This window comes from Crossiella sp. CA198, from assembly GCF_052078295.1.
GTDB lineage: Bacteria > Actinomycetota > Actinomycetes > Mycobacteriales > Pseudonocardiaceae > Crossiella.
In genome coordinates this window covers 1-25,165 of the sequence record NZ_JBQJIM010000042.1, presented here as the reverse complement: position 1 = coordinate 25,165, position 25,165 = coordinate 1, and the positions used below count along the sequence as shown (strand labels likewise).

Annotated in this window: 16 protein-coding genes and 1 riboswitch; of the genes, 8 read left to right on the top strand and 8 right to left on the bottom strand. The window is 69.4% G+C overall.

All coding sequences use genetic code 11. The features are described from left to right. Window positions 1-18: 18 nt before the first annotated feature. Window positions 19-3,654 (bottom strand): NACHT domain-containing protein, encoded by a 3,636-nt coding sequence (locus ACTOWY_RS41570; RefSeq protein ID WP_441315092.1) that lies wholly within the window; start codon window positions 3,652-3,654, stop codon window positions 19-21. 55 nt (window positions 3,655-3,709) lie between these two features. Next, window positions 3,710-3,905: riboswitch (cobalamin riboswitch) on the top strand. 151 nt (window positions 3,906-4,056) lie between these two features. On the opposite strand from ACTOWY_RS41570, the gene metE reads away from it, so the two are divergent. Further along, the gene (metE, locus tag ACTOWY_RS41565; protein ID WP_441315091.1) at window positions 4,057-6,345 is read left to right on the top strand and encodes a 5-methyltetrahydropteroyltriglutamate--homocysteine S-methyltransferase; all 2,289 of its coding nucleotides are present in this window, start codon (window positions 4,057-4,059) and stop codon (window positions 6,343-6,345) included. Window positions 6,346-6,491: 146 nt separating this feature from the next. Beyond that, window positions 6,492-7,028 carry an isopentenyl-diphosphate Delta-isomerase gene (gene idi / locus ACTOWY_RS41560; RefSeq protein ID WP_247763991.1) on the top strand — a complete coding sequence of 179 codons (537 nt, stop codon included), beginning with the start codon at window positions 6,492-6,494 and terminating at the stop codon, window positions 7,026-7,028. Between the two features lie 145 nt (window positions 7,029-7,173). On the opposite strand, the gene ACTOWY_RS41555 is transcribed toward idi, so the two are convergent. From ACTOWY_RS41555 to ACTOWY_RS41545, 3 genes are read right to left on the bottom strand one after another with little or no spacing between them, the layout of a single operon-like run. Beyond that, the gene (locus ACTOWY_RS41555) at window positions 7,174-8,352 is read right to left on the bottom strand and encodes a glycoside hydrolase family 88/105 protein (RefSeq protein ID WP_441315090.1); all 1,179 of its coding nucleotides are present in this window, start codon (window positions 8,350-8,352) and stop codon (window positions 7,174-7,176) included. Window positions 8,353-8,360: 8 nt separating this feature from the next. Further along, window positions 8,361-9,542 (bottom strand): glycoside hydrolase family 88/105 protein, encoded by a 1,182-nt coding sequence (locus ACTOWY_RS41550; protein WP_441315089.1) that lies wholly within the window; start codon window positions 9,540-9,542, stop codon window positions 8,361-8,363. A gap of 14 nt (window positions 9,543-9,556) precedes the next feature. Continuing rightward, on the bottom strand, window positions 9,557-12,034 hold the full coding sequence (locus ACTOWY_RS41545; protein ID WP_441315088.1) for a glycoside hydrolase family 31 protein: 2,478 nt from the start codon (window positions 12,032-12,034) through the stop codon (window positions 9,557-9,559). Window positions 12,035-12,391: 357 nt separating this feature from the next. Here ACTOWY_RS41545 and ACTOWY_RS41540 point away from each other — a divergent pair, with 357 nt between their 5' ends. From ACTOWY_RS41540 to ACTOWY_RS41530, 3 genes are all read left to right on the top strand, one after another. Continuing rightward, a complete protein-coding gene (locus ACTOWY_RS41540) occupies window positions 12,392-14,476 on the top strand; it encodes a transglycosylase domain-containing protein (RefSeq protein ID WP_441315087.1) in 2,085 nt (694 codons plus the stop codon). Window positions 14,477-14,748: 272 nt separating this feature from the next. Beyond that, entirely contained in the window at window positions 14,749-16,788 is a 2,040-nt protein-coding gene (locus ACTOWY_RS41535; protein WP_441315086.1) for a S8 family serine peptidase, read from the top strand. 72 nt (window positions 16,789-16,860) lie between these two features. Beyond that, window positions 16,861-17,679 carry a M55 family metallopeptidase gene (locus ACTOWY_RS41530; RefSeq protein WP_441315085.1) on the top strand — a complete coding sequence of 273 codons (819 nt, stop codon included), beginning with the start codon at window positions 16,861-16,863 and terminating at the stop codon, window positions 17,677-17,679. Here ACTOWY_RS41530 and ACTOWY_RS41525 read toward each other — a convergent pair. Next, window positions 17,654-18,052 (bottom strand): MmcQ/YjbR family DNA-binding protein, encoded by a 399-nt coding sequence (locus ACTOWY_RS41525; protein ID WP_441315084.1) that lies wholly within the window; start codon window positions 18,050-18,052, stop codon window positions 17,654-17,656. The two genes, ACTOWY_RS41530 and ACTOWY_RS41525, sit on opposite strands and share 26 nt — an antisense overlap. A 48-nt stretch (window positions 18,053-18,100) precedes the next feature. Between ACTOWY_RS41525 and ACTOWY_RS41520 the strand changes: the two genes are divergently transcribed. Continuing rightward, window positions 18,101-18,787: an MBL fold metallo-hydrolase gene (locus ACTOWY_RS41520; RefSeq protein WP_441315083.1), complete on the top strand. Its 687-nt coding sequence runs from the start codon at window positions 18,101-18,103 to the stop codon at window positions 18,785-18,787. A gap of 25 nt (window positions 18,788-18,812) precedes the next feature. On the opposite strand, the gene ACTOWY_RS41515 is transcribed toward ACTOWY_RS41520, so the two are convergent. The 3 genes from ACTOWY_RS41515 to ACTOWY_RS41505 form a co-directional block, all read right to left on the bottom strand. After that, complete coding sequence (locus ACTOWY_RS41515; protein ID WP_441315082.1) at window positions 18,813-19,721, bottom strand: Gfo/Idh/MocA family protein; 909 nt, start codon at window positions 19,719-19,721, stop codon at window positions 18,813-18,815. Between the two features lie 33 nt (window positions 19,722-19,754). Further along, the gene (locus ACTOWY_RS41510; protein WP_441315081.1) at window positions 19,755-20,099 is read right to left on the bottom strand and encodes a hypothetical protein; all 345 of its coding nucleotides are present in this window, start codon (window positions 20,097-20,099) and stop codon (window positions 19,755-19,757) included. A gap of 1,509 nt (window positions 20,100-21,608) precedes the next feature. Then, window positions 21,609-22,919, bottom strand: a complete 1,311-nt coding sequence (locus ACTOWY_RS41505; protein WP_441315080.1) for a 6-phospho-beta-glucosidase — start codon at window positions 22,917-22,919, stop codon at window positions 21,609-21,611. 616 nt (window positions 22,920-23,535) lie between these two features. Here ACTOWY_RS41505 and ACTOWY_RS41500 point away from each other — a divergent pair. Both ACTOWY_RS41500 and ACTOWY_RS41495 read left to right on the top strand, forming a co-directional pair. Next, window positions 23,536-24,573 (top strand): carbohydrate kinase family protein, encoded by a 1,038-nt coding sequence (locus ACTOWY_RS41500; protein ID WP_247763969.1) that lies wholly within the window; start codon window positions 23,536-23,538, stop codon window positions 24,571-24,573. Window positions 24,574-24,595: 22 nt separating this feature from the next. Next, window positions 24,596-25,087 carry an extracellular solute-binding protein gene (locus tag ACTOWY_RS41495; protein WP_441315079.1) on the top strand — a complete coding sequence of 164 codons (492 nt, stop codon included), beginning with the start codon at window positions 24,596-24,598 and terminating at the stop codon, window positions 25,085-25,087. Window positions 25,088-25,165 lie beyond the last annotated feature (78 nt).

Sequence of the window (25,165 nt, the reverse complement as noted above, 5' to 3'; positions counted from 1 at the left end):
CGGAACGTGGTCGAATGGTTACTTCAGGCCATGCTTCCGGAGTTCGGCCAGCAACTGCTCGTGCGCGACCTTGCCGCCGATCCTGGGCGCGGCCCAGAGCAGGTCGTCGATGTCCTGGAAGGTCAGCTCGTCCCGGTACCGGTGCAAGGGTGAGAGCCCGACGCCCAGCAGGACCGGGGTGTCCCGCGAGCACAGCTGTCGCAGGATGTCCTCGTGCTGGTGCTGCTCCCGGACGGCGCGCAGCAGGTACCGGCTGCCCGGCCAAGGCTGACGCCAGTGCACCCGAGCGGTGATCTTCTGGAACAGGATCCCGGTGAACCCATGATGGGGGTCGGCGATGCGGGCGGCCTGACTGAGCCGGAGCAGGATCTCGGGTGGGTTGGCCTTGGTGAGCTTGTCGAGGTAGGCGGTTTCGCGGGCGAGCCGGTCGGTGATCGCGGGCCGGAGTTCGGCCAGATCGGCGTGGCCGCCGGTGACGAGCAGGCGGACCAGCTCGTCGAGTGCGGACTGGGGGAGGGCCAGTAGTGGTTCGTCCGAGGCACGGTCGTCCACCAGCGTGGTCAGCGCGGATCGGCGGAGGTCTGGTTGCCCGCCCGCGTCGGCGAAGGCCGCGAAGGCCACCGCGGTTTCGGCATCGAGGTCGCCGACGTTGCCGAATCCGGCTGCCACCTGCTCGGCCAGGAAGCTGACTTCCTGGTCGCCGTGGCGGGCGTAGGCGTTGAGCAGTGGCGCGACCATCGGGCTGGCTTCGAGCACCAGCGGGTCCAGCCCGACGGCGGAGTCGGTGATGACGGCCAGCCAGCTGGGGTCGAAGCGGACCAGGAAATCGATGATCGTCGCCGCCTGGGCACGGGACATGTTGGTGAGCTGCTCAGGGTGGATCTGGTGGCGTGGGGTGATAAACAGGCCCGGAGTGCGTTGCAGGATATCGATGGCCGCATAAACGTGTTCCGAAGGCAAACCGATTCGATCCGGGAGCCAGTCGGCGTTGTGCAGTTCGGCCGGATCGCGGCGGCCACGCAGCACGGCGAACTCCTGTGGCAGGGCGACTCCGGCCACGGCGAGATTCGACTCCGCGTACTCCAGGCCGGTTGGCCCCAGGATCGCCTTTCCGGCCAGGCCGATGGTCAGGTGGTCGGCCAGCGCCTCCGCGCTCCGGAGCACCAGGTCCAGTCGATGGTCGGCGATGTCGTTGCCTGCCACCGGCCACAGGGACAGGGTCACCGTCGAGTCGAACCGGATGGCGGTGAGCAGCGAGGCGAGCATGCCCAGGGCTTCCAGGGAGAACCAGGCACGCCACAGGTGGGTCAGGCGATCCCAGGTGCCGTGGTAGAGGTCGGGCGGCCCGATCCGCTGCTCGTGCAGTTCATAGTGGTCGTCCGCGAGCGCGGCGCGGAGAACCACCAGGTTCAGGCTGTAGGTGGCCTGCTGGGCCAGCAGGGCGTTGCGGGGATAGGGATCGCCGTCGTGCCGGGCGGTGTAGGCGAGGGCGTCCGGGCTGTAGACGATCGCGCGCAGCTGGTGGTGCAGGATGCGGTCCAGGGCTTCGGCGTCTACGCGGCCGCGGGCCCATTCCCGTAGCAGGCGGACCATTTGCGGGCGGCTGTGCAGGGGGACGTGTTTCAGGCAGGCGAACCACTGCGGGGACAGGGTTGCCAGGTGTGCGTCCAGGGCACCGCGCAGGGCTTCGTCGCCGGAGAGCTTGGCAACCGTGGTGGTCTCGCGGATCACTTGGCGGAGCAGGAAGTCCGCGACCAGGAACTCGCCGAAGGTGTTGTGCAGGAACTCGTATGCCTTGGCGTCGTTGACCTGGCCGCGGGATTCGTGGATGAAGAAGAAGCTGCCCACCAGCAGCTCGGCCTGGGTCAGTCGGCGACCGGGGCCTTCCGGAGCGCGGGCCTTGGTGAAGTAGGCGAGATCGGCGTCCAGTTCGGTGCTCAGGATGTGCACGGCCTGGCGGTTGAACATGCCGATCGCTGCCACGCCAAGGCGATTCAGCTCGGCGGTGACATTGGGGGCAGGGTCGGTGGCATCTTTGCGGCGTTCGCGGCGGATGAACTCGGTGAGCAGGCTGTGGTACAGCTCGGTGCGTTCCAGATTTTCCGCGTCTGCCAAGGGTTTCACCGTGGCGTCGTAGATGGCGAGCATGAGTAGCAGCAGGGGTTGCTCAGCCAGTTCCAGCAGGGCATGCGACTCCGGAACGGTGAAAGGGCGGGCGTTGTGCGTGTTCCAGGTGTCGGCCCAGAGTTCTTGGCGGGGGCGGTCGAATTCCAGGAGGCGGATGACCGTGGTGTCGGCGGGGAGGGTGGCCTTGTCGATCAGGGTGATGCGGCTGGTGATCAGGATGCGGACCGGGCGGCCGAGCATGGCCTCGCGGGATTGGAAGTTGGCGGCCCGCATCAGGTAGTCGGCGAAGACTTTCCCGTTGGCCTGCAACAGTTCATCGTAGCCGTCCAGGATGATCAGGGGTGGACTGTCCGCGCGGGACTTGGCGAACTCCGACCAGTTGACAACGCGGCCGGTGTCTCGTTTGATCTGGGTTTCGAGTTGGTCCTGGAAGTCGGTTTCCGGGTTGATGTCCCGGAGTTCGATCCGGACGGCGGTGAAGGCGGGGGCGGCCAGTCGGGCGGCGAGCACCTCGGTCAGTAGGGACTTGCCTGAGCCGGGGTGACCAAGTACGAGCAGTGGGGTTTGGGTGCTGTAGGGGGAATGCAGGAACTCCAGCAGGAAATCGCCGAGGTCTTCCCTGATCGGGAGGTCGGTCCAGCGGGGCTCGTGTTCGAGGTTGGCCTCCGCGGACAGGTTGCGGATCACCTTGAACGCCTGGGGGATGAAGGCGTCCTGCTTGGCCGGGAACACCAGGCCGTCGGCCTGGGCGTGGTCGCCGAAGACCGGGTCGGCGAGGCGGTGACCGTACACAGTGGACAGATCAGCGGCGGTGGCGTCGCTCTGTGCGCCGGGGTGCAGTTCGGCGATCCGGTCCGCGAGGTCCTGGAGGCCGCGGTCGATGCGGTGCTGGTCCTGGCGGCCTACCCAGGCGGTGAAATCGGGGCTGTCGCGCAGCAGTTCGAGATATTGAGCCTGGTAGACCTCCTCGGCCGCCCTGCCTGCGGACTCGACGGCCTCGGTCAGATCGCGTTCCCGGAACTGGTAGTTGAGGCCCGCGGCGAAGAGCTGGAATCGACTGGCCAGGGCGAGGTAGAGGGTCCGCCGGTGCGTGGTCTCGCTGTGCACCGGATGGGGCAGCACGACCGGGCTGTCGATCAACGCCCGGTCGGGGAGCATGTGGATCTTTTCCGCGTCGGTCAGCGCGAACGCGGCCATGAGGTCCGGCGCGTGGCGGTCCAGGGCAGTGAAGAAGGCGGTGTAGGTGAGGAGGCAGTGGGCGGCGGCCATGCGGCGGGAGCGGTCCAGGAAATCGCCAGCGTCGCGGTTGAGGAGTTTCTTGGCAGCTGCCTGGCCGAGTTTGGTGATTTCGTTTTTTGCGCCCAGCAAGGACAGGGTCTCCCTGGCGATGGTGACGCCGGAGACCAGCAGGATCACCCCGGCCAGTTTGTCCACCGCCTCAATGAGTTTGCTGTCCTGGACGCGGCCCTGTTTCACCACCTTCTGGACCTGCTGGAAGGTGATCGCGGTCACGATGTCCTGCCCCATGCGAACAGTGTCGCGGGCTGCCGCCGAAGAGTTACCGCGGGTAGGGTCGGAAGCGCTGATGGTTCGCCACGGGTCCCGAAACGGGGTTTGTGGCGTCGTAAGAGGGAACCCGGTGGAAGTCCGGGACTGCCCCGCAGCGGTTAGCGGGAACGACCGCCGTCATCGCACTGGACGCACACCGCGTCTGGGAAGCGACGGCCAGTAGGAGCCTGAGCCCAGGCCTGCCCGCGAGTCCGAAGACCTGCCATCGGCCGTGCCAGCCACCTGGGCAGGCACGTTCCCGGTTCGGCCACGAGGGATGGCCGTGGGGCGCCCAGCCGTCGCGCACGGACTGGTTGCCGCGCGTTCGAATCCCTTTCCCGGACCGGAATGTCGTTCTCGAGGGAAGAAGGACGTCTCAGCATGACCACTGATCGAGCGACCGTGTCCGCGACCATCCTGGACTACCCGCGGATCGGGCCGAACCGCGAGTTGAAGCGGGTCATCGAGGGCTACTGGGCCGGTCGGGTCAGCGCCGCCGACCTGGACGAGACCACCACCAGGCTGCGGCTGGACACGCTCACCGAACTGCACCGGGCCGGGCTGGACGAGGTGCCCACCGGCACCCAATCCCGCTACGACCACGTGCTGGACACCGCCGTGCTGCTCGGCGCGGTGCCGCCGCGGCACCTGCGCGCAGGCGAGGACCCCCTGGACACCTACTTCGCGATGGCGCGCGGGCGGCCCGAGGCCCCGGCGCTGGAGATGACCAAGTGGTTCGGCACCAACTACCACTACCTGGTGCCCGAGATCGGGCCGGACACACCCATCGCGCTGCGTGGCGACAAGCCGGTGCGGCAGTATCGGGAGGCCGTGGACCTGGGCATTCCGGGTCGGCCGGTGCTGCTCGGACCGGTGACCTTCCTGCTGCTGTCCGCCGCGGCCGCGGACGCGCCCGCCGGGTTCGACCCACTGGACCGGCTCGATGACGTGCTGGCGGCCTACCGCGAGCTGCTCGGTCAGCTGGCAGCGGCCGGGGCCGGGCACGTCCAGCTCGACGAGCCGTCACTGGTCACCGACCTCACCCAGGCCCAGCTCGACGCGTTCACCAGTGCTTACGCCTACCTGGCCGAATCGCCCGCGCGGCCTGAGCTGTGGGTGCAGACCTACTACGGGTTCCCCGCGCCCGCCGCGCTGACCACCCTGGCCGGGCTGCCGGTGCACACCGTGGGCCTGGACTTCTCCGGCGCGGCCGCCGAGGACCTGCCCGCGGCGGTCGGCGAGGCCGGTCTGCGCGGCAAGCGGCTGGCCGCGGGGCTGGTCGACGGGCGCAACGTGTGGCGCACCGACCTGCGCCGGGCGCTGGCCACCGCGACCGTGCTCGCCGGGATGGCCGCCGAGGTCGTGGTGACCGCGGGCAGTCCGCTGCTGCACGTGCCGGTCGACCTGGCCGTGGAGGACGAACTCCCCGCGGAACTGGTGCGGCGGCTGGCCTTCGCCAAGCAGAAGGTGGCCGAGGTGGTGGCCATCGCCCGCGGTCTGCGCGAAGGCACCCCGGCGATCGCCGAACAGCTCTCCGCCAGCGATCTGCTGCACCGCACCCCGGTGCGCCAGGACGCCGCGTTGCGCGCCCGGATCGCCGGACTGTCCGAACAGGACGAACTGCGACCCGCGCCCGCCGAGGAGCGATTCGCGTTGCAGCGCAAGGAACTCGGGCTGCCACAGTTGCCCACCACCACGATCGGCTCGTTCCCGCAGACCGCCGAACTACGCAAGGCCCGTGCCGGGCACCGCAAGGGCGAGCTGAGCGAGCACGACTACCACGCGGTGCTGCGCGCCGAAGTGGACAAAGTCGTTGCGCTGCAGGAGGAACTCGACCTGGACGTGCTCGTGCACGGCGAGCCCGAGCGCACCGACATGGTCGAGTACTTCGCCGAGAGACTGGACGGGTTCGCCGTCACCAAGCTCGGCTGGGTGCAGTCCTACGGCACCCGCTGCGCCCGCCCGCCGATCGTGCACAGTGACGTCACCCGGCCCGCGCCGATGACGGTGGAGTACGCCGCCTACGCCCAGTCCCGCACCACCCGCCCGGTCAAGGGCATGCTCACCGGCCCGGTCACCCTGCTGCAGTGGGCTTTCGTGCGGACCGACCAGCCGCGCGCGGACACCGCTGACCAGGTCGCGCTGGCCCTGCGGGACGAGGTCGCCGACCTGGAGGCCGCCGGCCTGCGGGTGATCCAGGTGGACGAACCCGGTCTGCTGGAAGGCGTGCCACTGCGGGCCGAGCACCGCGCCGACTACCTCCAGTGGTCGGTGCGGGCGTTCCGGCTGGCCACCGCGGGCGCGCAGGCGGCGACCCAGGTGCACACGCACGTCTGCTACGCCGAACTGGCCACCGTGGTCGAGGCCGTCCGCGCACTGGACGTGGACGTGATCAGCATCGAATCAGCCCGCTCCGGCGGGGCGGCCGCGGCCGTCGGCGCACTCACCAGCGGCGTCGGTCCCGGCGTGTTCGACGTGCACTCGCCGGTGGTGCCCGAGGTCGCCGAACAGGCCGCCCAGCTGCGCCGCGCCCTGCGCTGGCTGCCCGCCGAGCGGGTCTGGGTGAACCCGGACTGCGGGCTCAAGACCCGCGGCTACGCCGAGGTCAGGCCGGCGCTGCGGGTGATGGTCGAGGCCGCGCGCACGGTCCGCGCGGAGATCACCGGCTGAGTCCGTCCGGAGTGGACCCGCACTGGAAGAAGTACCGTGATGCGGTCCGGGTCCACTCTGCCGGTGCATGGACCCCGGCGGGCTTGCCTCATTACGGTGGCTCCCGACCAGGCCACACGGGATACAAAGGGGTCAGGATGGCTGTCGTGCGCAGGATCGTCGAACTCGTCGATCCGGACGGGAACACGATCGGGGAGACCTCGGTCGAAGAGGCGCACACGCCGCCCGGCCGGTTGCACCGCGCGTTCTCGGTGATGCTTTTCGACGAGGACGACCGGGTGCTGCTGCAGCAGCGGGCGAAGGTCAAGAACCGGTTCCCGGAGCTGTGGGCGAACACCTGCTGCTCGCACCCGCTGGCCGGTGAGGACATCGCGCTCTCGGCGATCAAGCGGGTCGACGAGGAACTGCACCTCAAGATCGAGGAGCTGCGCGAGGTCGGCGCCTTCACCTACCAGGCGCTGGACGGGCACGGGGCGGCCGAGCACGAGTTCGACCACGTGCTGATCGGCAAGATCGGCGCGGACGCCCACCTCACGGCCAAGCCGGAGCCGGGCGAGATCGAGCAGCTCAAGTGGGTTCAGTACAGCGAACTGGTGGCCGACCACGCCGCCAACCCGCAGAACTACGCGCCGTGGGTCCCCGGCGTGGTCCGCCTGATCGAAGCGGCCCGCGCCACCAGCTGACCCGGCACGGCCAACCCGCCGTACCACAACGGCAAACACACCGTACGAGAACGGCCAACACTCCGGGGATGGGCAACCTCCCCGGAGTGTTGGCCGTTGTGGACGGTGTGTTGGCCGGAATGGGACGGTGTGTTGGCCGTTGTGGTCAGCGGCGGAGTTGTTCTTGCATGAGGAGGAAGGCGCCGAGGCCGTGTAGGTCGTTGGTGTTGCGTTTGCGGGCGTAGTAGTAGTTGAGGTCGCCGACGTTGGTGCCCTCGGAGATGTCGTAGATGTTGGTCAGGCCGTCGGCGCCGTTGCGGACCTTGGCCAGCACGCCGCGGTAACCCCGGTCGGCCACCCGCTGGTACGAGCGTGGGATGTAGCCGCGTTGCACCGCCGCGTCGAGCATCGTGGTGTACATGGAGGAGGCCGAGGTCTCGGTCCAGTTGTCCGGGTCGTCACCGCGGTCGACCACCTGGAACCAGCGCCCGGTCTGCCGGTCCTGGTAGCGGGCCAGGCCCTTGGCCAGGTGTTGCACGTAGCCGATGAGCTGCTGCCGCTTCGGGTGATTCTTGGGCAGCATGTCCAGGATCTCGATGTAGGTGATCGCGGACCAGCCGAAGGCGCGGGCCCAGAAGAAACTGGTGGTTCCGGTGTCCGGCTTGGGTTTGGGGTCCCACGGGGCGTCCCGGTCGCCGTCGTAGGCGTGCCACATCAGGCCGTTGTCGGCCTTGAGCCGGTTGAAGTAGGTCTCCAGGTTCCGCAGCACCTCGTCGGTGGCGTACTGCTCGTCGCCGTAGGCCTGGCCATAGCGCATCAGGAACGGCTGGGCCATGAACACCCCGTCCGCCCACAGCTCGTTGGTCTTGCTGGTGGCGTGCCACATCCCGCCGTCGGGCGTGCGCGGATAGGTGGTGATCCGGGTGCGGATCTGGTCGGCGGCGGCCTTGTACCTGGGGTCGCCGGTCTCCTTGTGCAGGAAGATCAGCACGTTGCCGGGCTGCATCGCGTCCAGGTTGTTGAAGCTGTGGTTGACGTGCCCGGCGGCGTCGACGTGGTAGTCGGCCCACTTCTTGATGTAGGCCAGGTACTTCGGGTCCTTCAACCGCTGGTAGACCTTGTACACCCCGTAGAGGAACAACCCGCGGGTGTAGCCCCAGCCGCCGATGGTCTGCGGATCAGGGTTGCGCGCGATGGTCGAGTCGATCACCGCCTTGGACCAGTCGGTGGCCGGCGGGGCCGCCGTGGCCACCGGCGCGGTCACCGACAGCGCGAGCGCGGCCGCGGCGGCCACGGCGGTGGCCACCCGGAACACACGCGAGCGGAGGGTCCTGCCTCTGTTCACCGATCCTCCTACATCCGTTGGGTCAACTGCTCGTTCATCACCACGAACGCGGCGAGTCCGTGGAGGTCGTTGGTCATCCGGCGGCGGGACAGGTAGGTCTGGTAGTCGCTGGGGTGGGTGCCCTCGGAGGTGTCGAGCACGTTGGCCAGGCCGTCGGCGCCCTTGACCACCTTGGCCAGCACCCCGCGATGTCCTGTGCGGGCAACGGTGTCGTAGTACCGCGGCAGCAGGCCGAGCCGGACGGCCTTGCCGAGGGTGTAGGTGTACATGGCCGAGCCGGAGGTCTCGGTCCAGTTGTCCGGATCGTCACCGCGGTCGACCACCTGGAACCAGCGGCCGGTGCGGGGTTCCTGGAACCGGGCGAAGGCGCGGGCCAGGACGTTCAGGTTGGCGATCAGCTTCGGCCGGTCAGGATGGTTGCGCGGCAACACTTCCAGCACCTCGACCAGGGCCATCGAATGCCAGCCGATGGTGCGCACCCAGTGCACCGCGGAGGTGCGCGTGACCGGGTCCGGACCCCAGCTCGCGTCGCCGTTCTCATCGTAGGCGTGGAAGAGCAAACCGTTGGGCGCCACCAGGTGCTTGAACGTGACGAGGAGGTTGCGGGCCGCCTCGTCGTAGGCGTACTTCCCGTCGCCGTAGGCTTTTCCGTAGCGGGCCAGGAAGGGCTGCGCCATGTAGACACTGTCCGCCCACAGCTCGCCGGGGGTGAGGCTGGAGTACCACATGCCGCCGTCGGAGGTCCTGGGGTACTCGGCGATCCGGGCCCGGATCACGTCCGCGGCCTTGCGGTAGCGGAGGTCGCCGGTCTCGGCGTGCAGGGCGATCAGCAGGCTGCCCGGCAGCATCGGATTCTGTTGTACCAGTGGGGTGTTGAGCCTGCCCTCGGCGTCTACGGTCAGGTCGGCCCAGCCGCGCACGTAGTCCAGGTACCGTTTTTCCCCGGTGCGGCGGTACACCTGGTACACGCCGTAGAGGAACAACCCGCGGGTGTGGCTCCACTCGCCGAAGGAGGCGGGCGTGGGGAAGCGGGTCAGGGTGGCGTCCACGACGGCCCGCGACCAGTCCACTGTGGAATCAGCGGCGGCTGGTGCGGGCGTCGCGGCGCTCACGCCGCCGGCCAGGAGGGCGCCGACGACGGCGAAGGTGGTGACCAGTCGCCTGGCGGCGCGGACTGCTCGGGTGGACATGGTGGGCCTTTCGCTCAGGGGAGGGTCAGCACGACCTGGCTGATCCCGTTGTGCGGCCGGAGTTTCACCACGGTGCCGCCGAAGGCGCCGGTGGTCGTGGTCCAGCCGCTGGCCCTGCCGCGCAGTTCGTCCACAGTGGACTTACCGGCGGGGCGGCCGTCGAGGTAGGCGGCGCGCAGACCGCTGAGGCCGGGCAGGGTCAGCTGGGTCTCGGCAGGCGCGTCGCGCAGGGTGATCACCAGGTGCTTGCCGACCCGGTGACTGGTCAGCTTGCCGCCGTAGGGGTTCTCCGCACGCGCGCCGCCGTCGGCGGAGACCAGCCAGCCCGCGCGGTCCTTGCGGTCCAGATCGTTGGTGCCCCACGCCTTGGCCCACACCTGCGGCCCGCGCTGGTTGAACCCGATCGCCGCGCCCGCCCGCAGGTACAGCGGGAACTCGTCCACAGTGGACTCCCGGACGATGGTCCGGTCACCGGCCACGGTCTGTCCGCTGTGCAGGTCGATCCAGTCGCCCTTGGGCAGCCACACCCGCACCGGCGTGGGCTTCCCGGCCGCCCCGTCGGCCTCGGCGCGGTCCTCGGTCACCGGCGCGGCCAGCAGGTCCGGACCGACCATGAACTGCTGATCCGCCGTCCAGGCCGCCTCCTCCCTGGGGTGCTCGAAGGGCATCGGCCGGGTGATCGGCACACCGGTCGCCGCGGCCAGCCGGGCCTGCTCGAACAGGTAGGGGAACAGCTCGTAGTGCAGCTTCGCCGCGTCCCGGAACCGGCGCAGGGTGTCCGCGTCATAAACCCACGGGGTGCCGTTGCGGCCCGGCCCGCCGACCTGGAACACCGGCGAGACCGCGGACAGCTGCGCCCACCGGGTGAACAGGCTCGGCGAGGGCGAATCGGGTGCGATCCGGCGGTAGCCGCCGGTGTCCGAACCCCACACCGGATGCCCGGTCATCCCGTTGTTGACCCCGCGTCGCAGGGTCAGCCGCAACCCGTCGAAACTCATGTCCGCATCGGCCATCCAGGCCCCGCGCAGGATGGCCGGCATGCCGTCGTAGCCTGCCCGGAACAGCATCGTGTAGTTGTCCCCGTGCGCCTTGCGCAGCGCGCGGGCCACGGATTCGGCGTAGAGCAACGGATACCTGTTGTGCAGCAGCCGGCCGGGCCCGCCGGCGAAGGTGGACTCCTCGAAGTTGTGCTCCTCGCCGCGGTCGCCCTTGACCATGTTCACGCCCATCCGGAAGACCTTCTCCAGCTTGGCCTCGTAGTGCGCGCGGGTGGCCGGGTTGGTCAGGTCCAGGTCGAGCACGTTGGTGCGATCGGACTGCACGAAGGAGTTCGGCGGGTAGTCGTGCGGGCACGGTTTGCCGTCGGACTGCTTGGCCAGGAACGGCGCCACCCACACGCCCAGGTTCACCCCGCGCCGCTTCAGATCGTCGATCATGCCCTGGGCGTCCGGGAAGACCTGCTTGTCGAAGCTGAGCGCGCCGATGCAGGCGTAGGTCGGCCGCGCGCCCTCGGGGCCCTGCTCCCACGGGTTGTCGATCCACACCGTGTCCAGGGGCAGGTCGTGCGCCTGGAACTGGACGGCGTCCTCGATCACCTCGGCCTGGGTGTTGTACTTGTCCCGCCACTTCATCAGCGCGAACTGCCGCGGCGGCGGCAGCGTGGGCAGCCCGACACGCTGGAAGTAGGAGCGGGTGACCCGCTCGGGCGAGCCGCCGTAGACCTCGTAGGAGAGGTGGTCGTCCTTGAAGCACAACTGGATCCGGTCCTGCTGGCCATAGGCGACCGGGCAGGGCGCGGGCTTGTCCTCGCAGTGGGTGTCCGCCTGCGCGCCGGGGAAGGCGATCCGGCCGATCGCGACGGTGTCCGGGTAGACCGCGTAGCCGTGCGAGCTGAGGAAGAACGGAGTCGGCGCGCCGTTCTTGTTGCACTTGCCGAAGTTGCTCGCCCCGACGAAGACCGCCTTGTTCAGCAGCACCTTGCCGCGCAGATCGGTGAACATGGTGTGCGCGCCGCCACCGAGGAAGTGCTCCGCCGTCGACCCGGTGAGCGTCTCGGACACCCTGGTCACCCCGGTGGCCGGGCTGAAGGTCCAGTCCACCCGCAGCCCGCGCGGAGTGCGCGCGACGGCCACCGTGGCGGTGCGGCCGGGTTCGGTGGTGGCCACCACGTAGCTCGTGCCGCCCGGGGTGTCCTGCCGGCCGCGGAGGTCGGTGAGGTGGTGCGTGCTGCCGTCGGCCAGCTGGTAAACCATCCGAGCGGTCGGGTCAGCGAGCTGGGCGGTCAGCTGCCGGTGGCCCTGCCGGAAGCTCAGCCGGAACGGGCTCGGCTCGGCCCGCCAGCTCGGCGCCGCCTGCGCTTCGGGGCCGGGGGAGTCGGGGACGGGCAGGCTGGGAGGCGACTCCGCGCCCGCCGCGCCGGTACTGGCCAGCGTGACCGCCAGCGCCGCGCCGAACACGGTCAGTCGTCGGAAACCCCGCCGTCTCGATGCCATCGAAGCTCCTCAACGCACCACACGGTGCACCTCAGTTGGAAAGCGTTTTCCCTCCGAATGGCGGTCCGGGGCGGTGTGGGGGCGGACACACTCTATCCTCCGATGTCTGCCGGTCAAGACGGCCAGAAGTAGACTCCATGCCAGTGATGTGGGCTGTTCGGCGGCCGGGTGACCCGATGTTTTCACATGGCTGAACCGGGACCGGTCGCTTGCTCCGACAAACTGTCGAAGATCACGGTGAATCGGATGCAACCTCGGTGCGGGTTCATGCGCCCTTACGGGTAGACAGTGCACTGAACGGGTGACTGTGGTGTGGAGAGGGGAGTGCGGACCGTGTTGGTCGCACGAGCGACGGGGATGTTGAAACTCATAGGGCTGTGCGTGGTGGCCGGTCTGGTGGTCGCCGCGATCGCCTTCCCCGTCGTGGGCGGGGCGGGGCTGCTGTCGAACCGGGCCAGTGAGACGGTCGACCAGTTCTCCGCCGAACTGGCCCAGGCCGACCCGCCGCTGCTCACCACGATCACCGACAGCAAGGGCAAGCCCATCGCCTACCTCTACGACCAGGACCGGGAACTGGTCGACAGCGCGGGGATCTCGCAGAACATGAAGGCGGCCATGGTCGCCATCGAGGACCACCGCTTCGAGGAACACAACGGCGTGGACTGGAAGGGCACCCTGCGCGCGGTGGTCAAGGGCGTGCTCGGCCAGCGGGTCGAGGGCGGCTCCTCCATCACCCAGCAGTACGTGAAGAACTACCTCGCCTACGTCGTGGCCAAGACCGACGTGGAGCGGGAGAAGGCCAGCGAGGTCACCGCGGCCCGCAAGCTGCGCGAGGTGCGCATCGCGCTGCAGCTGGAACGCACGCTGAGCAAGGACGAGATCCTCACCCGCTACCTCAACGTGGTGCCCTTCGGCGGCCAGATCTACGGCATCAAGTCCGCCGCCCGGCACTTCTTCGACAAGCTGCCCAAGGACCTCAGCGTCCCGGAGGCCGCCTACCTGGCCGGTCTGGTCAACAAGCCCTCCCGGCTGGGCACGGAGAACCCGGAGGAGGCCAAGAAGCGGCGCGACCACGTGCTCCGGCGGATGGCCGACACCGGCGCGCTGGCCAAGGACCCCACCCAGGCGCAGGCGCTGTACAAGCAGTTCCAGGAGGAGCCGCTCAACTTCGCCAACGCCAAGCGCCGCCCCAATGACTGCGTGAGCGCGGAGAACGGCCAGACCAACGGCTACTTCTGCGACTACGTGGTGGACTACCTGGCCAAACTGGGCTTTTCCAAGGACAAGCTCAAGCGCGGCGGCTACACCATCAAGACCACCCTGGACCAGGGCGCCAACGACGCGGTCAAGGCCGCGGCCGAGGGCGAGGTCAGCAAGAACACCGACGGCGTCGCCAACGCGATGGCCGTGGTCGAGCCGGGCAAGGACAAGCACCGGGTGCGCGCGCTGGGCGCCAACCGGGACTACGGCAACGACAAGAACAAGAACCAGACCTCGTTCAACCTGCCAGCCGACGTCAGCCGGTTCGGCGCCGGGTCGATCTTCAAGATCTTCACCGCGGCCGCGGCCATGGAGGAGGGCAAGACCGGCGTCAACCGCTCGGTCAACGTGCCCAACACCTACACCTCCCCGGTCTACAAGAACGGCGGCAAGGCCTACACGGTGAAGAACGCCGGCGAGGGCGGCGACACCACGATGTCCCTGCAGAGCGCACTGGCGCACTCGCCCAACACCGGGTTCGTCATCCTGGAGGAGCAGGCCGGGCTGAACAACGTGGTCGACATGTCGGTGCGGATGGGGCTGCGGGACAGCATGCAGTCGGTCAACCGCGGCGGCTCCAAGATCAACCCGGATGCCAAGGACGCCTCGCTGCGCATCGCCCAGGACAAGTGGGTCAAGGACAACAAGGTCGGCTCGTTCACCCTGGGCGTGACCGTGGTCAGCGTGCTCGAACTGGCCAACGTCGGGGCCACCATCACCAGCGGCGGCACCTGGTGCCCGCCCACCCCGATCGAGCAGATGACCGACCGCAACGGCAAGCCGGTCGAACTCAAGGAAGCCGCCTGTGAGCAGGCCATCGACGCCGGTCTGGCCGGCGCGCTGGCCCAGGGGCTGAGCAAGGACACCACCGAGGGCACCGCGGCGCAGGCCGCCCGCCAGGCGAACTGGACCCGGCCGATGATCGGCAAGACCGGCACCACCCAGAACCACCAGTCCGCCGGGTTCGTCGGCGCCACCCCGAACTTCTCCGGCGCGGTGCTGACCTTCTCCGACAGCCCGACCCCCAAGCCGATCTGCGACGGCGCCCAGCCCCGGCTGTGCGGCAACGGCAACATCTACGGCGGCAAGGTGCCGGCCCGGACCTGGTTCGAGGCGATGAAGTCCATTCACCAGGGCGCGGAAACCAAGTCCCTACCAGTGGCCGGATCGCAGTACCAGTGACCAAACGGCCGTACTTCTCGCCGTATTAGGTCAAACAGGTAAATTATCCAAATAAGTCGTCGCGGCCCGTATTCGCTGGAGTACGCTGGGTCGCGGCGACTTTCCCTGTCTGCGCTTTCGCGCCATCCTCGCTGATCAGACCGGATACGACGAAGGTATGGACGTAAACCAACTTCTGTCGGGTGATGGGTTGGTAAACCGTCGTTACTGTCCGGATTACGGCCGGATCACGCCTGTCCGGGCCACCCCTGTAATTGCGCTGGAGGTAGTCGATGCGGCGAAGGAGTCGCGTTTTCCTGGTGGCGATCACCGCCAGTTCGCTCGTGTTCAGCGCCGGCGCGACAAGCGCCAGCGGCGCGGGCACGGACGCCGAACAGATCCGACTGGTCGGCGCGGACAAGTTCACCATCAGCCTCGACGGCGGCCACACCTGGAGCCGCGAGCTGCCCCAGGCCAGCCAGATCCGGCTGGCCAACCGCAGCTTCGACCCCACCTCCGCGCAGGCCGAGGGCGCCACCCCCGAGGAACTGCGGGTCCGCGAGGGCGGGGCCTACCTGGTGCAGTTCAAGGCCGCGCCGCTGGACGCCCAGCGCCGTGAGCTGGCCCGGCTCGGCGCCCGCCTGGGCGCGTTCATCCCCGACTACGCCTACGTGGTGCGGATGAGCCCGGCCACCAAGGAGCGGGTCGCCAAGCTCGGCTTCGTCCGCTGGGTCGGCGCCTACCAGCCCGGCGACAAGCTGGCCCCGGCCGCGCTCAAGGAGACCAAGACCGCCCGCTACGTGGTGACCCTGGTCGAGGCGAACGCCGCCGAGCAGCAGACCGCCGCCCAGGCGATCACCCGCGCGGGCGGGCAGGTGCACGTGGCCTCGGCCAGCACCCAGCACCTGGAGGTCACCCTCAGCCCGGCCCAGCTGCGCGCCACCGCGCACCTGGACCAGGTCCTCGCGGTGGACGCGGCCTCCGGGCCGGAGACCGACATGGACAACGCGCGCATCGACGGCGGCGCCAACGTCATCGAGTCCGCCGGCGGCTACAAGGGCCAGGGCGTGGTCGGCGAGGTCATGGACTCCGGCCTGCGCACCACCCACCAGGAGTTCCGGGCCAAGCCGCCGATCCAGCACGGCGCCGCGGGCACCAGCCCCAGCCACGGCACCTCCACCTACGGCCAGATCTTCGCCACCGGCGTCAGCCCCAAGCACCGCGGGCTGCTGCCCGAGGGCCAGGGCATCCACTCCGGCTACAACGTGCCCGACCGGTACGCCCACTCCAAGGAGCTGGTCGACCCCAACGGCAAGTACAAGGCGGTGTTCCAGACCAACAGCTGGGGCAACGCGCTGACCACCTCCTACACCACGATCTCCGCGGCCATGGACAAGATCGTCTTCGATCTGGACCTGTTCATCTGCCAGTCCCAGAGCAACGCCGGTTCGCAGCAGTCGCGGCCGGAGGCGTGGGCGAAGAACGTGCTCTCGGTGGGCGCCCAGTACCACAAGAACACGCTGGCCCGCACCGATGACCAGTGGAACCGCGGCGCGAGCATCGGCCCGGCCGCCGACGGCCGGATCAAGCCGGAGATCTCCAACTACTACGACGGCATCGACACCACCACCTCGACCAACGACACCGCGTACACGCCCAGCTTCGGCGGCACCAGCGGTGCCACCCCGATCACCTGCGGCAACGCCGGCCTGGTGTTCCAGATGTGGGCGGACGGGGTCTTCGACGGCGCGCCCGGCAAGAAGCGGGACGTCTTCGCCTCCCGGCCGCACGCCGCCACGGTGAAGGCGCTGCTGGTCAACACCGCGAACCAGTACACCTTCTCCGGCGCCACCCACGACCTGACCCGGACGCACCAGGGCTGGGGCACCGCGAGTGTGGGCAACCTGTACAACCAGGCCAAGGGCAACGCCTGGAAGCTGCCGGTGCTGGTGAACGAGACCGACCTGCTCAAGGCCGGTCAGGCCAAGGCTTACACGGTCGAGGCGGACGGCAGCACGCCGTTCAAGGCGACCCTGGCCTACACCGACCCGGCCGGTTCGCCGACCGCGGCGCTGTCGCGGGTCAACGACCTGACGCTGAAGGTCACCGCGCCCGACGGCACCGTGTACTGGGGCAACAACGGCCTCAACGTCGGCAACTTCTCCACCCCCGGTGGCGCCGCGAACAGCGTCGACACCGTGGAGAACGTGATCTTGGAGAAGGCGGCCAAGGGCACCTGGAAGGTGGAGGTCGTGGCCGACCAGGTCAACGCGGACGGTCACCCGGAAACCCCGGAGACCGATGCTGACTACGCCCTGGTTGTGACGAAGTAACCCGGATGGGGAAAGCTGGCGGTGACCCTGCGGGGTCGCCGCCAGCTTTGCTTTCGGGGTTAAGGGGCGTGTATGCGGGTGCTCGTGTCGGTGGACATGGAGGGGATCGCCGGGATCGTCGACGGCGAGGACGTCCGTCCGGGGGAACGGGAGTACGAGCGCAACCGGGCGCTGATGACCGCCGAGGCCAACGCCGCGGTGCGCGGGGTCTATGACGCCGAACCGGACGCGGAGGTGCTGGTCTCCGACGCGCACGCCCAGTTCCGCAACCTGTTACCGGAGCAGCTGGACCGCCGCGCCACGCTGTTGCGCGGCAAACCCAAGCCCTTCGGCATGATGGCCGGCATCGCCGAGGACGTGCACGCGGTGATCTTCGTCGGCTACCACGGCCGGGCAGGCCTTGCCCATTCGGTGCTCTCGCACACCATCAGCGGCGCGGTGATCGCCGACGTCCGCTGCAACGACCGCAGCCTGGGCGAACTCGGCCTCAACGCCGCCCTGGCCGCGGCGCACGGCGCGGTGCCGATCCTGGTCGCCGGGGACGAGACAGTGGCCACCGAGGCGACCGGGGTGGCCCGCGGGATCTGGTCGGTGGTGGTCAAACGGGCCCTCGGCATGCGCGCGGCGGAGAACCTGCACCCGGAGGAGGCCTGCGCCCGGATCCGGGCCGCGGTGCCCCAGGCGTTGCGCCGCAGCAGCCGGGTCCGCCCGCTGCGCTTCGCGGGCGAGGTCGACGTCGAGGTGGACGTGCTGAGCCCCGCGATGGCGGAGAACGCCCTGCTGGTGCCCGGCATGGAGTTGATCGGCGAACGCACCCTGTCCTATGAGGCCGAGGACTTCCCGACCGCCTACCGCGTCATCCAGCTCATCGCCCTGCTGGGCCGCCAGTGATCTTGGCGGCGAGGGTCTTGGGCGCGACCAGCCGGTAGCCCTCCAGCAGCAGCTCCTCGATCTCGGCCCAGTCCGGTTCGCCCAGGTCCAGCCGCAACGACACCCAGCCCTTGGCGCCGAGGTAGGCGGGCACCAGGTACCGCTCGGGTTGCGCGCCGACCAGCGCCTGCTGCGCTCCCGGCGCGGCCTTGACGCACAACGCGACGATCCCATCCCCGTGATGATCGTCCAGGTAGTACCCGAACGTCTTGTTCCGCACCCGGAACGCACTGTGCTGCCCCGCCTCGACCATCACCTCCGGCAGCCCGCCCGCGAGCCGCTCCAGGCGTGCCCGCAGCTCGTCGTCCGCCCTGGGAGAACCCTGCTCGGCCATGGGCGAACACGGTATCCGGACCTCCCCGCCACTGCCAGGCTGACAACCATGGACACCACGCCCCTGCTGCCGAACCTGACCCAGCTCACCTTCCCGGTGGGCCAGGCCTACCTGTGGCGCGACGCCACCGAGGCAACGCTGATCGACACCGGCCTGCCCGGGTACGGGGACCAAGTACGCGAGGCGGTGGCCGGTCTCGGCGTCCCGCTGCGCCGGATCGTGCTGACCCACTGGCACGCCGACCACACCGGCGCCGCCGCGGAAATCGTGGCCTGGAGCGACGCGGAGGTGATCGCCCACCACGCGGACGCCCCGATGATCCGCGGCGAGGCGGTCGGACTGCCCCCGGTGTTCGAGGCGGACTGGGAACGGGAGCTGCACGGGCAGATCTCTCCCGGGGTGCCTGAGCACCCGCCGTGCCGGGTGGACCGGGAGGTCGGGGACGGCGAGGTGCTGGCCTTCGGCGGCGGGGCCCGGGTGGTCGGGGCGCCGGGTCACACGCCGGGCAGCATCGCGGTGTGGCTGCCGTCGGGGGTGCTGTTCCTGGGGGACGCGGTGGTGAACGTGACGGGGCTGAGCGTGGGAGTGTTCAATGTGGACAGTGGGCTGGCCAGGAAGTCGTTCGCGCGGTTGAGCGAACTCGACTTCGAGACCGCGTGCTTCGGCCACGGCCCGGCGCTGCGCACCGGTGCGTCCACCCGCTTCCGCGAACTGGCGTCCACCCTGTCCGTCTAGCCCGCCGCGACCCCGGCGCCACCGGCTACCCCGTCAGCTCCGCGACCACCTGTTCACACAACTCGTGCGTTCGCAACGCGTCCCGAAGATCAGGCAGCCCACCGCCGCCCCGCACCCCGTCCAGGAACGCGTCGCACACCTGCTCGATCCCCCGCCGCCAGGCCACCGGCGCCCACCCGTCCTCCGGCATCAGCGTCACCCGGCCACCCTCATGCCGAGTGACCCGCCCAAGATCCGCCACCTCGACCTTCACCCCACCCCCGGACACCTCCAGCCGCTCCTGCTTCGCCCCGGCCCGCCGGTGCATCAACCCGATCGCGGTGAACCCGTTGCCCGCCAACGTCAACCCCACCTGCTCCAGCACCCCGCCGGTCACCACCCCCGACACCAGCACCCGCTCCACCGGCCCAGGAGCCAGGAACCGCACCGTGTCCACGACATGGATGAAGTCGTCGAACACCACCTCCCGCACCCCACCGCCGCCACTGTCCTGGTTCTTCTGCAACACCACCAGATCCCGCGCACCCCGGCCCGCCTCGACGTAGGCGGGCACGTACCGGCGGTTAAACCCCACCATCAACGGCACCCCGAGCCGCTCGGCCCGCTCCACCAGTTCCCGAGCCCCCGCAAGGCTGTCATCGAGGGGTTTGTCCACATAGGTCGGTACCCCGGCATCCAGCAACCGGCCCACGGTCGCCGCGTGCGCACTGGTCGGCACATGCACGAACGCGGCGTCGATCCCGTGCTCCAGCAACTCATCCAGCCCGGTGAACCGCCGCCGCGCCGGAACCCGGTACTGATCCGCGATCTCCGCCAACCGCTCCGCGTTCCGCGTCAGCAGGTGCAGATCCAGCCCCGCCCGAGCGGTGATCGTCGGCAGATACGCCTTCCGCGCGATGTCCCCCAACCCGATCACCGCCACCCGGTCCGCCACCCGACCTCCACTCGTTCGCCACTCGTTCGCCACCTAACGACCGCCGCCCACCACCGGACGCCGTTCCAGGGTGACCGGAATGCTGCGCAACTCCCGGATCCCCAACCGGGCCCGCCAGCGCAACTCCTCCTCATCCCCGGCCAACAGCACATCACACCCCAGCACCGCCCGGACCGCCGCCTCCGCGACAACTCCCGCGAGCCCCAGATCCCTGGCATCCGCATCGCCCCGCAACACCTCCCGGATCACCGCGGCGAGGACCTGGGAGTCCCGCCGCAACACGGCCAACTGCTCCGGACAGCCCAGCAGGGTCAGTAGCGCGTCGGAGATGAGGTCCACGATCCGCACATGCCCCGCCACCACCTCCACCGCCGACACCCGACCACCCTCGCGCCCCGCCACCGCTCCACCCCAGCCCGCAATCCTCCCGCCCCGGTCCGCCGCAGCCCCACCTCGATCTGACGCTGTCTCACCTCGGTCCGCAGCCTCACCTCGATCCGCCGCAGCCCCACCCCGGTCCGCCGCAGCCCCACCTCGGCCCGTCGCTGTTCCCCGGTCCGCCGCTGTTCCCCGGTCCGCCGCTGCCCTACCTCGGCCCGCAGCCGCTCCGCCCCGGTCTGACACCGTCTCGCTCTGCCGTCGAGTCGTCTCGTCCTGGCGAGAATCCGACTCGTCCCGGTCCCCGCCCAGGTCCTCCCGCTCGGTGGACAACGTGTCCCGATGTGTGGACATGTCCCGGTGCGCTGGCAGGTCCCGGTGCGCTGGCAGGTCGCTGTGCATGGGCAGCTCCCGATGCGCTGGCAGGTCCCGGAGCGCAGGCGGCTCGAGATGCGTGGGCAGCTCTTGGTGGGCAGGCGGGTCCCGATGCGCGGACAACTCAGCCAGATACCCGTCCAGTTCCGCCCAGACCCGCGGCGTCACCGCCCCCTCGATCCCACTGGCGTCCCGCACCCACCGCTGGAAATCCGCCCGATCCTGCCCCGGCACCCGCGCCAGCTCCATGACCACGGCCGCCGCCACCGGCTCCGCGAAGTCCCGAACCAGCTCCGCCGTCCCCCGAGCCAGCAACCCGCCGAGCAACTGCCCCACCTGCAGCCCCACCCGAGCCCGCAACCCACCCAGCCGACCACTCACCGCGAACAAAGACATGCCCTCACGACGATGCCCAAGCCTGACTGGTTCATCAGCCACATCTGATCATCCGAAAGACGGTAGCCAGAAGACCCGACCCGACCCGACCCGGCTCGGCTCGGCGGCGAGGCCCGAACCAACTCCACCGCAACTCCCCGCGGGCCCCAACGCCGCCGCAATCCCGCAGAAGCGACACGGCCGCAATCCGGCGGACGTGGCATGGCCGCAATCCGGCCGCCGGTTGGCCCGGCCGCAACTCCCGCAGACGTGACACCGCCGCAACCCCGGCAACGTCGGCTCGGCCGCGCAGTCTCGGGAACACCGTCATCACCGCGGAACCCCCGGTCGCCGACATCACCACGGTCGCCGACATCACGCCGGCCGGCACGATCATCAGCTGTCTTCGAGGGAGGCGCTGGGGGCCGGGCTTGGCCTCTCCTCTTGTCCTCGGGGCCGTTGGTGAGCCCGCCGCGTTCAACGCCCCGCCCGCGCCGCCGCCTTCCTCTGCGGAACGCAGAAACCCCGGTTTAGGTTGCCATCCTGTTTTGGTTGATTCAGCCCGTCACCCGTCCGGACATCACCCATCCGTGAGTCCCGCCAAGTCCCGCTCAATCCTGGTGAGCCGGGCCCTCTCTTCCAAGCCCCCACTTAAACCCAGCAACCCGACCCTGGCAACCCAACCCCCGTGGCCTGCCTCTCGCAACCCAGCCTCGAACCCCAGAACCAATCACCCCCAGTAACCCCGACCTCCAGTTTTCACCACTCCGTGACCCCCAAAACTGCCCGAGCAGCCCGAACCGAGTCCACCAGCGGATGCCCGGCAAGCGCTCGCAACGCCTTCTCCCGGCTGCCCGTGCGCGCGGCCGCGATCGTTTCCCGTTCCACCGCCTTCACCTGCTGCACCAGACTCAACGCCGGGCCGTCCAGCGGATCCACCGCTATCGGCCGTGCCCCGTTCGCATCCACCAGACACGGCAGCTCCACCACCGCGTCCGCGTCCAACCCGGGCAGCGCGCCCCGGTTCCGGACGTTCAGGATCATTGTCGCGGCTCGGTTGGCGGTGATCGCCGCCATCAGGTCCAGTGCTACCTGCTCGTAGCCGCCGCCGTCTGTGTCGCAGGTTGTGCGTTCGCCCGCGTCCGCGATCTGGCGAGCTTCGGCCAGGTAGGTGCGTTCGCGTTCGGATCGGGTTTCTTGCCAGAGGGTCAGGGCTGATTCGGGGGTGGCTAGGGCTTGTTGGTAGAAGGTGGATTGTTGGGTGTGTAGGAATTGGCCGCGGGGGGCGGGGTTGGCGGCTATTTCCTGGGTGGTTTCGCGGGTGTAATAGTAGTAGTGGAGGTATTCGTTGGGGATGGCGCCCAGGGCTCGGAGCCAGTCTGGTTCGAAGAGGCGGCCTTCTTCGAAGGATTGGAGTTTTTGTTCGTTGGCCAGGAGTTCGGGGAGGCGGTCTCGGCCGTTGACCAGGACCGCTCGGAGCCAGCCCAGGTGGTTGAGGCCCGCGTAGTCGAACCAGGCCGTTTCGACCGGGATTTCCAGGGCGGCGGCTACCCGTCGGCAGAGGCCGATGGGAGAGTCGCAGATGCCGATCACGCGGTCGCCCAGGACGGCGGACATCGCTTCGGTGACGGTGCCCGCCGGGTTGGTGAAGTTGATGGTCCAGGCGTCGGGGGCGTAGCGGGCGATGCGTTCGGCGATGTCGACCGCGACGGGGACGGTGCGCAGGGCGTAGCTGATGCCGCCCGCGCCGACTGTTTCCTGGCCGAGCAGGCCCGCGTTGATGGCATGGCGCTCGTCGGCGCTCCTGCCGGTGAGGCCGCCGACCCGGATGGCGGAGAAGATCACGTCGGCGCCGCGCAGGGCCTCGTCCAGGTTTGACGTGCTGCTCAGCTTGGGGCGCCAGGGGGCGTTGGCTGCCTGGGCGTCCAGGACCGCGGTGACCGCGGTAAGGCGGTCCTGGTCCACGTCGTGCAGGACCAGCTCGTCTACCAATCGGTCGGGGTCGGCCAGCAACCGGCCGTGCACCAGGGGAACGCGGAAACCGCCGCCGCCGAGGATCACCAGTCTCACGCGGACCGACTCTAGGCCGTGGGTGGTGGATCTGGCACGGGCTCGCCGGGGCAGGGAGGGGCGGATCGAGGCGGGGAGTGGGAGGGGGCGAGGTGGGGTGGGGCGTGCCGCTCCCGACCGAGCGGTTGGTGGAGGGGCGGTTCTCGACCGAGTGGTAGGTGGGCGTGCGGTTCCCGACCGGGCGGTAGGCGGAGGCGCAGTTCCCGACCGAGCGGTAGGTGGTGTGCGGTTCCCGACCGGGCGGTTGGCAGAGGCGCGGTTCCCGACTGTGCGGTCGGTGGAGGCGCGGTTCCCGACCGAGTGGTTGGTGGAGGCGCGGTTGCCGACCGAGTGGTAGGTGGGCGTGCGGTTGCCGACCGGGCGGTTGGTGGGGGCGCGGTTGCCGACCGGGCGGTTGGTGGGGGCGCGGTTGCCGACCGGGTGGTCGGTGGGGGCAGGGAAATCGACAGTCTGGAACACGCCGTGCTCGGGAGTGGTTGTCACTGTCGGCTGGGAGAGGGAGACTCTGCGCCTGGCCGGAACTGGTCAGCGCGAAACATGAGCCAGCGTGAACACAAGCCAGCGCGAGCAACAGGCCGGTCGCAGCACTGCCGGCGCGCAGCGGGAAGGAAACACGGTGTCGAGCCAGCCGCCTACCGAGTTCGACGTCCTCTTGTCCGGTCCGGTGTTCCTCGACCTGATCTTCACCGGACTGCCGCAGCTGCCGGAGAACGGCACCGAGGTGTGGGCCACCGGCCTGGGCTCCAGCCCTGGCGGCATCGCCAACCTCGCGGTCGCGCTGGCCCGCCTGCAACTGCGCACCACCCTGGCCTCGGCCTTCGGCGAGGACATGTACGGCGATTTCTGCTGGGACACCCTGGCCAACCAGGAGCAGGTCGACCTCAGCCACTCGCGCCGCTTCTACGGCTGGCACTCCCCGGTCACCGTCTCACTGGCCATCAACCGGGACCGCAGCATGGTCACCCACGGACACCCCTCCCCGGTCACCGCGGACGAGCTGCTCACCGACCCACCCCGGGTGCGGGCCTGTTTCGTGCATGTCGACCACGAGAGCGACAAGTGGGTGCGCACCGCCAAGGACAATGGCGCGCTGCTGTTCGCCGACGTCGGCTGGGACCCCACCGACCAGTGGCGACCGGAACTGATCCAGCAGCTGGAGGGCTACGACGTCTTCCTGCCCAACTCGGTCGAGGCCGTCCGCTACACCCGCAAGGATGACGTGAAGACCGCGGCCAGGGCGCTGGCCGAGGTGGTGCCGACCGTGGTGGTCACCAGGGCAGGCGGCGGTGCGTACGCGATCGACTCGGCCACCGGCGAGGAGGCCGACGTGTGCGGCATCAACGTGGCCGCCATGGACCCCACCGGCGCGGGCGATGTCTTCGGCGCCGGGTTCACCTACGGCACCCTGGCCGGCTGGCCCCTGGTCGACCGGGTGCGCTTCGCCAACCTGTGTGCGGCGCTGTCCGTGCAGCACTTCGGCGGCTCGCTGTCCGCGCCCGGCTGGTGCGATATCGCCGCCTGGTGGCGGCACCTGGGGCGCCGGGAGGACGAATCATTGCGCGGATACGACTTCCTGGACGAACTTCTTCCCACTCATGGCTGTGCCACGGTGCGCCGGGCAAGTGCCACGATCGGACTGCGAGGCAGGCCGTAGGCGCGGCGGAGGGAGGACGAGCATGATCCGTTCCCGGTGGCTGGCCGTCACGCTCACCGCGCTGACGCTGCTGGCCGCGTGCGTGCCCGGCTCCAACCTGCCGGACACCCGGCCCACCGACCGTCAGGCCAAGGACATCAGGACCGATGTCGCGGCCATGGGCGAGGTGACCCTCACCGTCTGGGACCAGGAGGTGCGGGGCGGCCAGGACAAGCAGATCACCGCGCTGAACGAGGAGTTCCAGCGCAAGTACCCGAACATCAGGATCAACCGGGTGCCGCGGTCCTTCGACGACCTGCGCAACACCACCAGGCTCGGCCTGACCAGCGTGCAGGCGCCCGACGTGGTGCAGGTCAACAACGGCAGGCAGGACATGGGCGCCTACGTCAAGGCCGGGCTGCTGCTGCCGATGGACGGCTACGCCGAGGTCTACCGCTGGCACCAGCGTTTCCCCGCCACCGTGCTGCTGCTAAGCGGGTTGCCAGAAGTTGTGTCCGTAACTCGCGGGAGTTGACCTTCCCTCGAACGTGAAGAGCCCCGTCGGGTTGGATTGAGTTACCACACACAACCGACCCGACGAGGCCTCCTTCAG

Excerpts from the sequence above, each read along its gene's own strand:
- ACTOWY_RS41570 (WP_441315092.1), bottom strand. The coding sequence starts at position 3,654 with ATGGGGCAGGACATCGTGACCGCGATCACCTTCCAGCAGGTCCAGAAG.
- metE (WP_441315091.1), top strand. The coding sequence starts at position 4,057 with ATGACCACTGATCGAGCGACCGTGTCCGCGACCATCCTGGACTACCCG.
- ACTOWY_RS41550 (WP_441315089.1), bottom strand. The coding sequence starts at position 9,542 with ATGTCCACCCGAGCAGTCCGCGCCGCCAGGCGACTGGTCACCACCTTC.
- ACTOWY_RS41545 (WP_441315088.1), bottom strand. The coding sequence starts at position 12,034 with ATGGCATCGAGACGGCGGGGTTTCCGACGACTGACCGTGTTCGGCGCG.
- ACTOWY_RS41540 (WP_441315087.1), top strand. The coding sequence starts at position 12,392 with ATGTTGAAACTCATAGGGCTGTGCGTGGTGGCCGGTCTGGTGGTCGCC.
- ACTOWY_RS41535 (WP_441315086.1), top strand. The coding sequence starts at position 14,749 with ATGCGGCGAAGGAGTCGCGTTTTCCTGGTGGCGATCACCGCCAGTTCG.
- ACTOWY_RS41530 (WP_441315085.1), top strand. The coding sequence starts at position 16,861 with ATGCGGGTGCTCGTGTCGGTGGACATGGAGGGGATCGCCGGGATCGTC.
- ACTOWY_RS41525 (WP_441315084.1), bottom strand. The coding sequence starts at position 18,052 with ATGGCCGAGCAGGGTTCTCCCAGGGCGGACGACGAGCTGCGGGCACGC.
- ACTOWY_RS41520 (WP_441315083.1), top strand. The coding sequence starts at position 18,101 with ATGGACACCACGCCCCTGCTGCCGAACCTGACCCAGCTCACCTTCCCG.
- ACTOWY_RS41495 (WP_441315079.1), top strand. The coding sequence starts at position 24,596 with ATGATCCGTTCCCGGTGGCTGGCCGTCACGCTCACCGCGCTGACGCTG.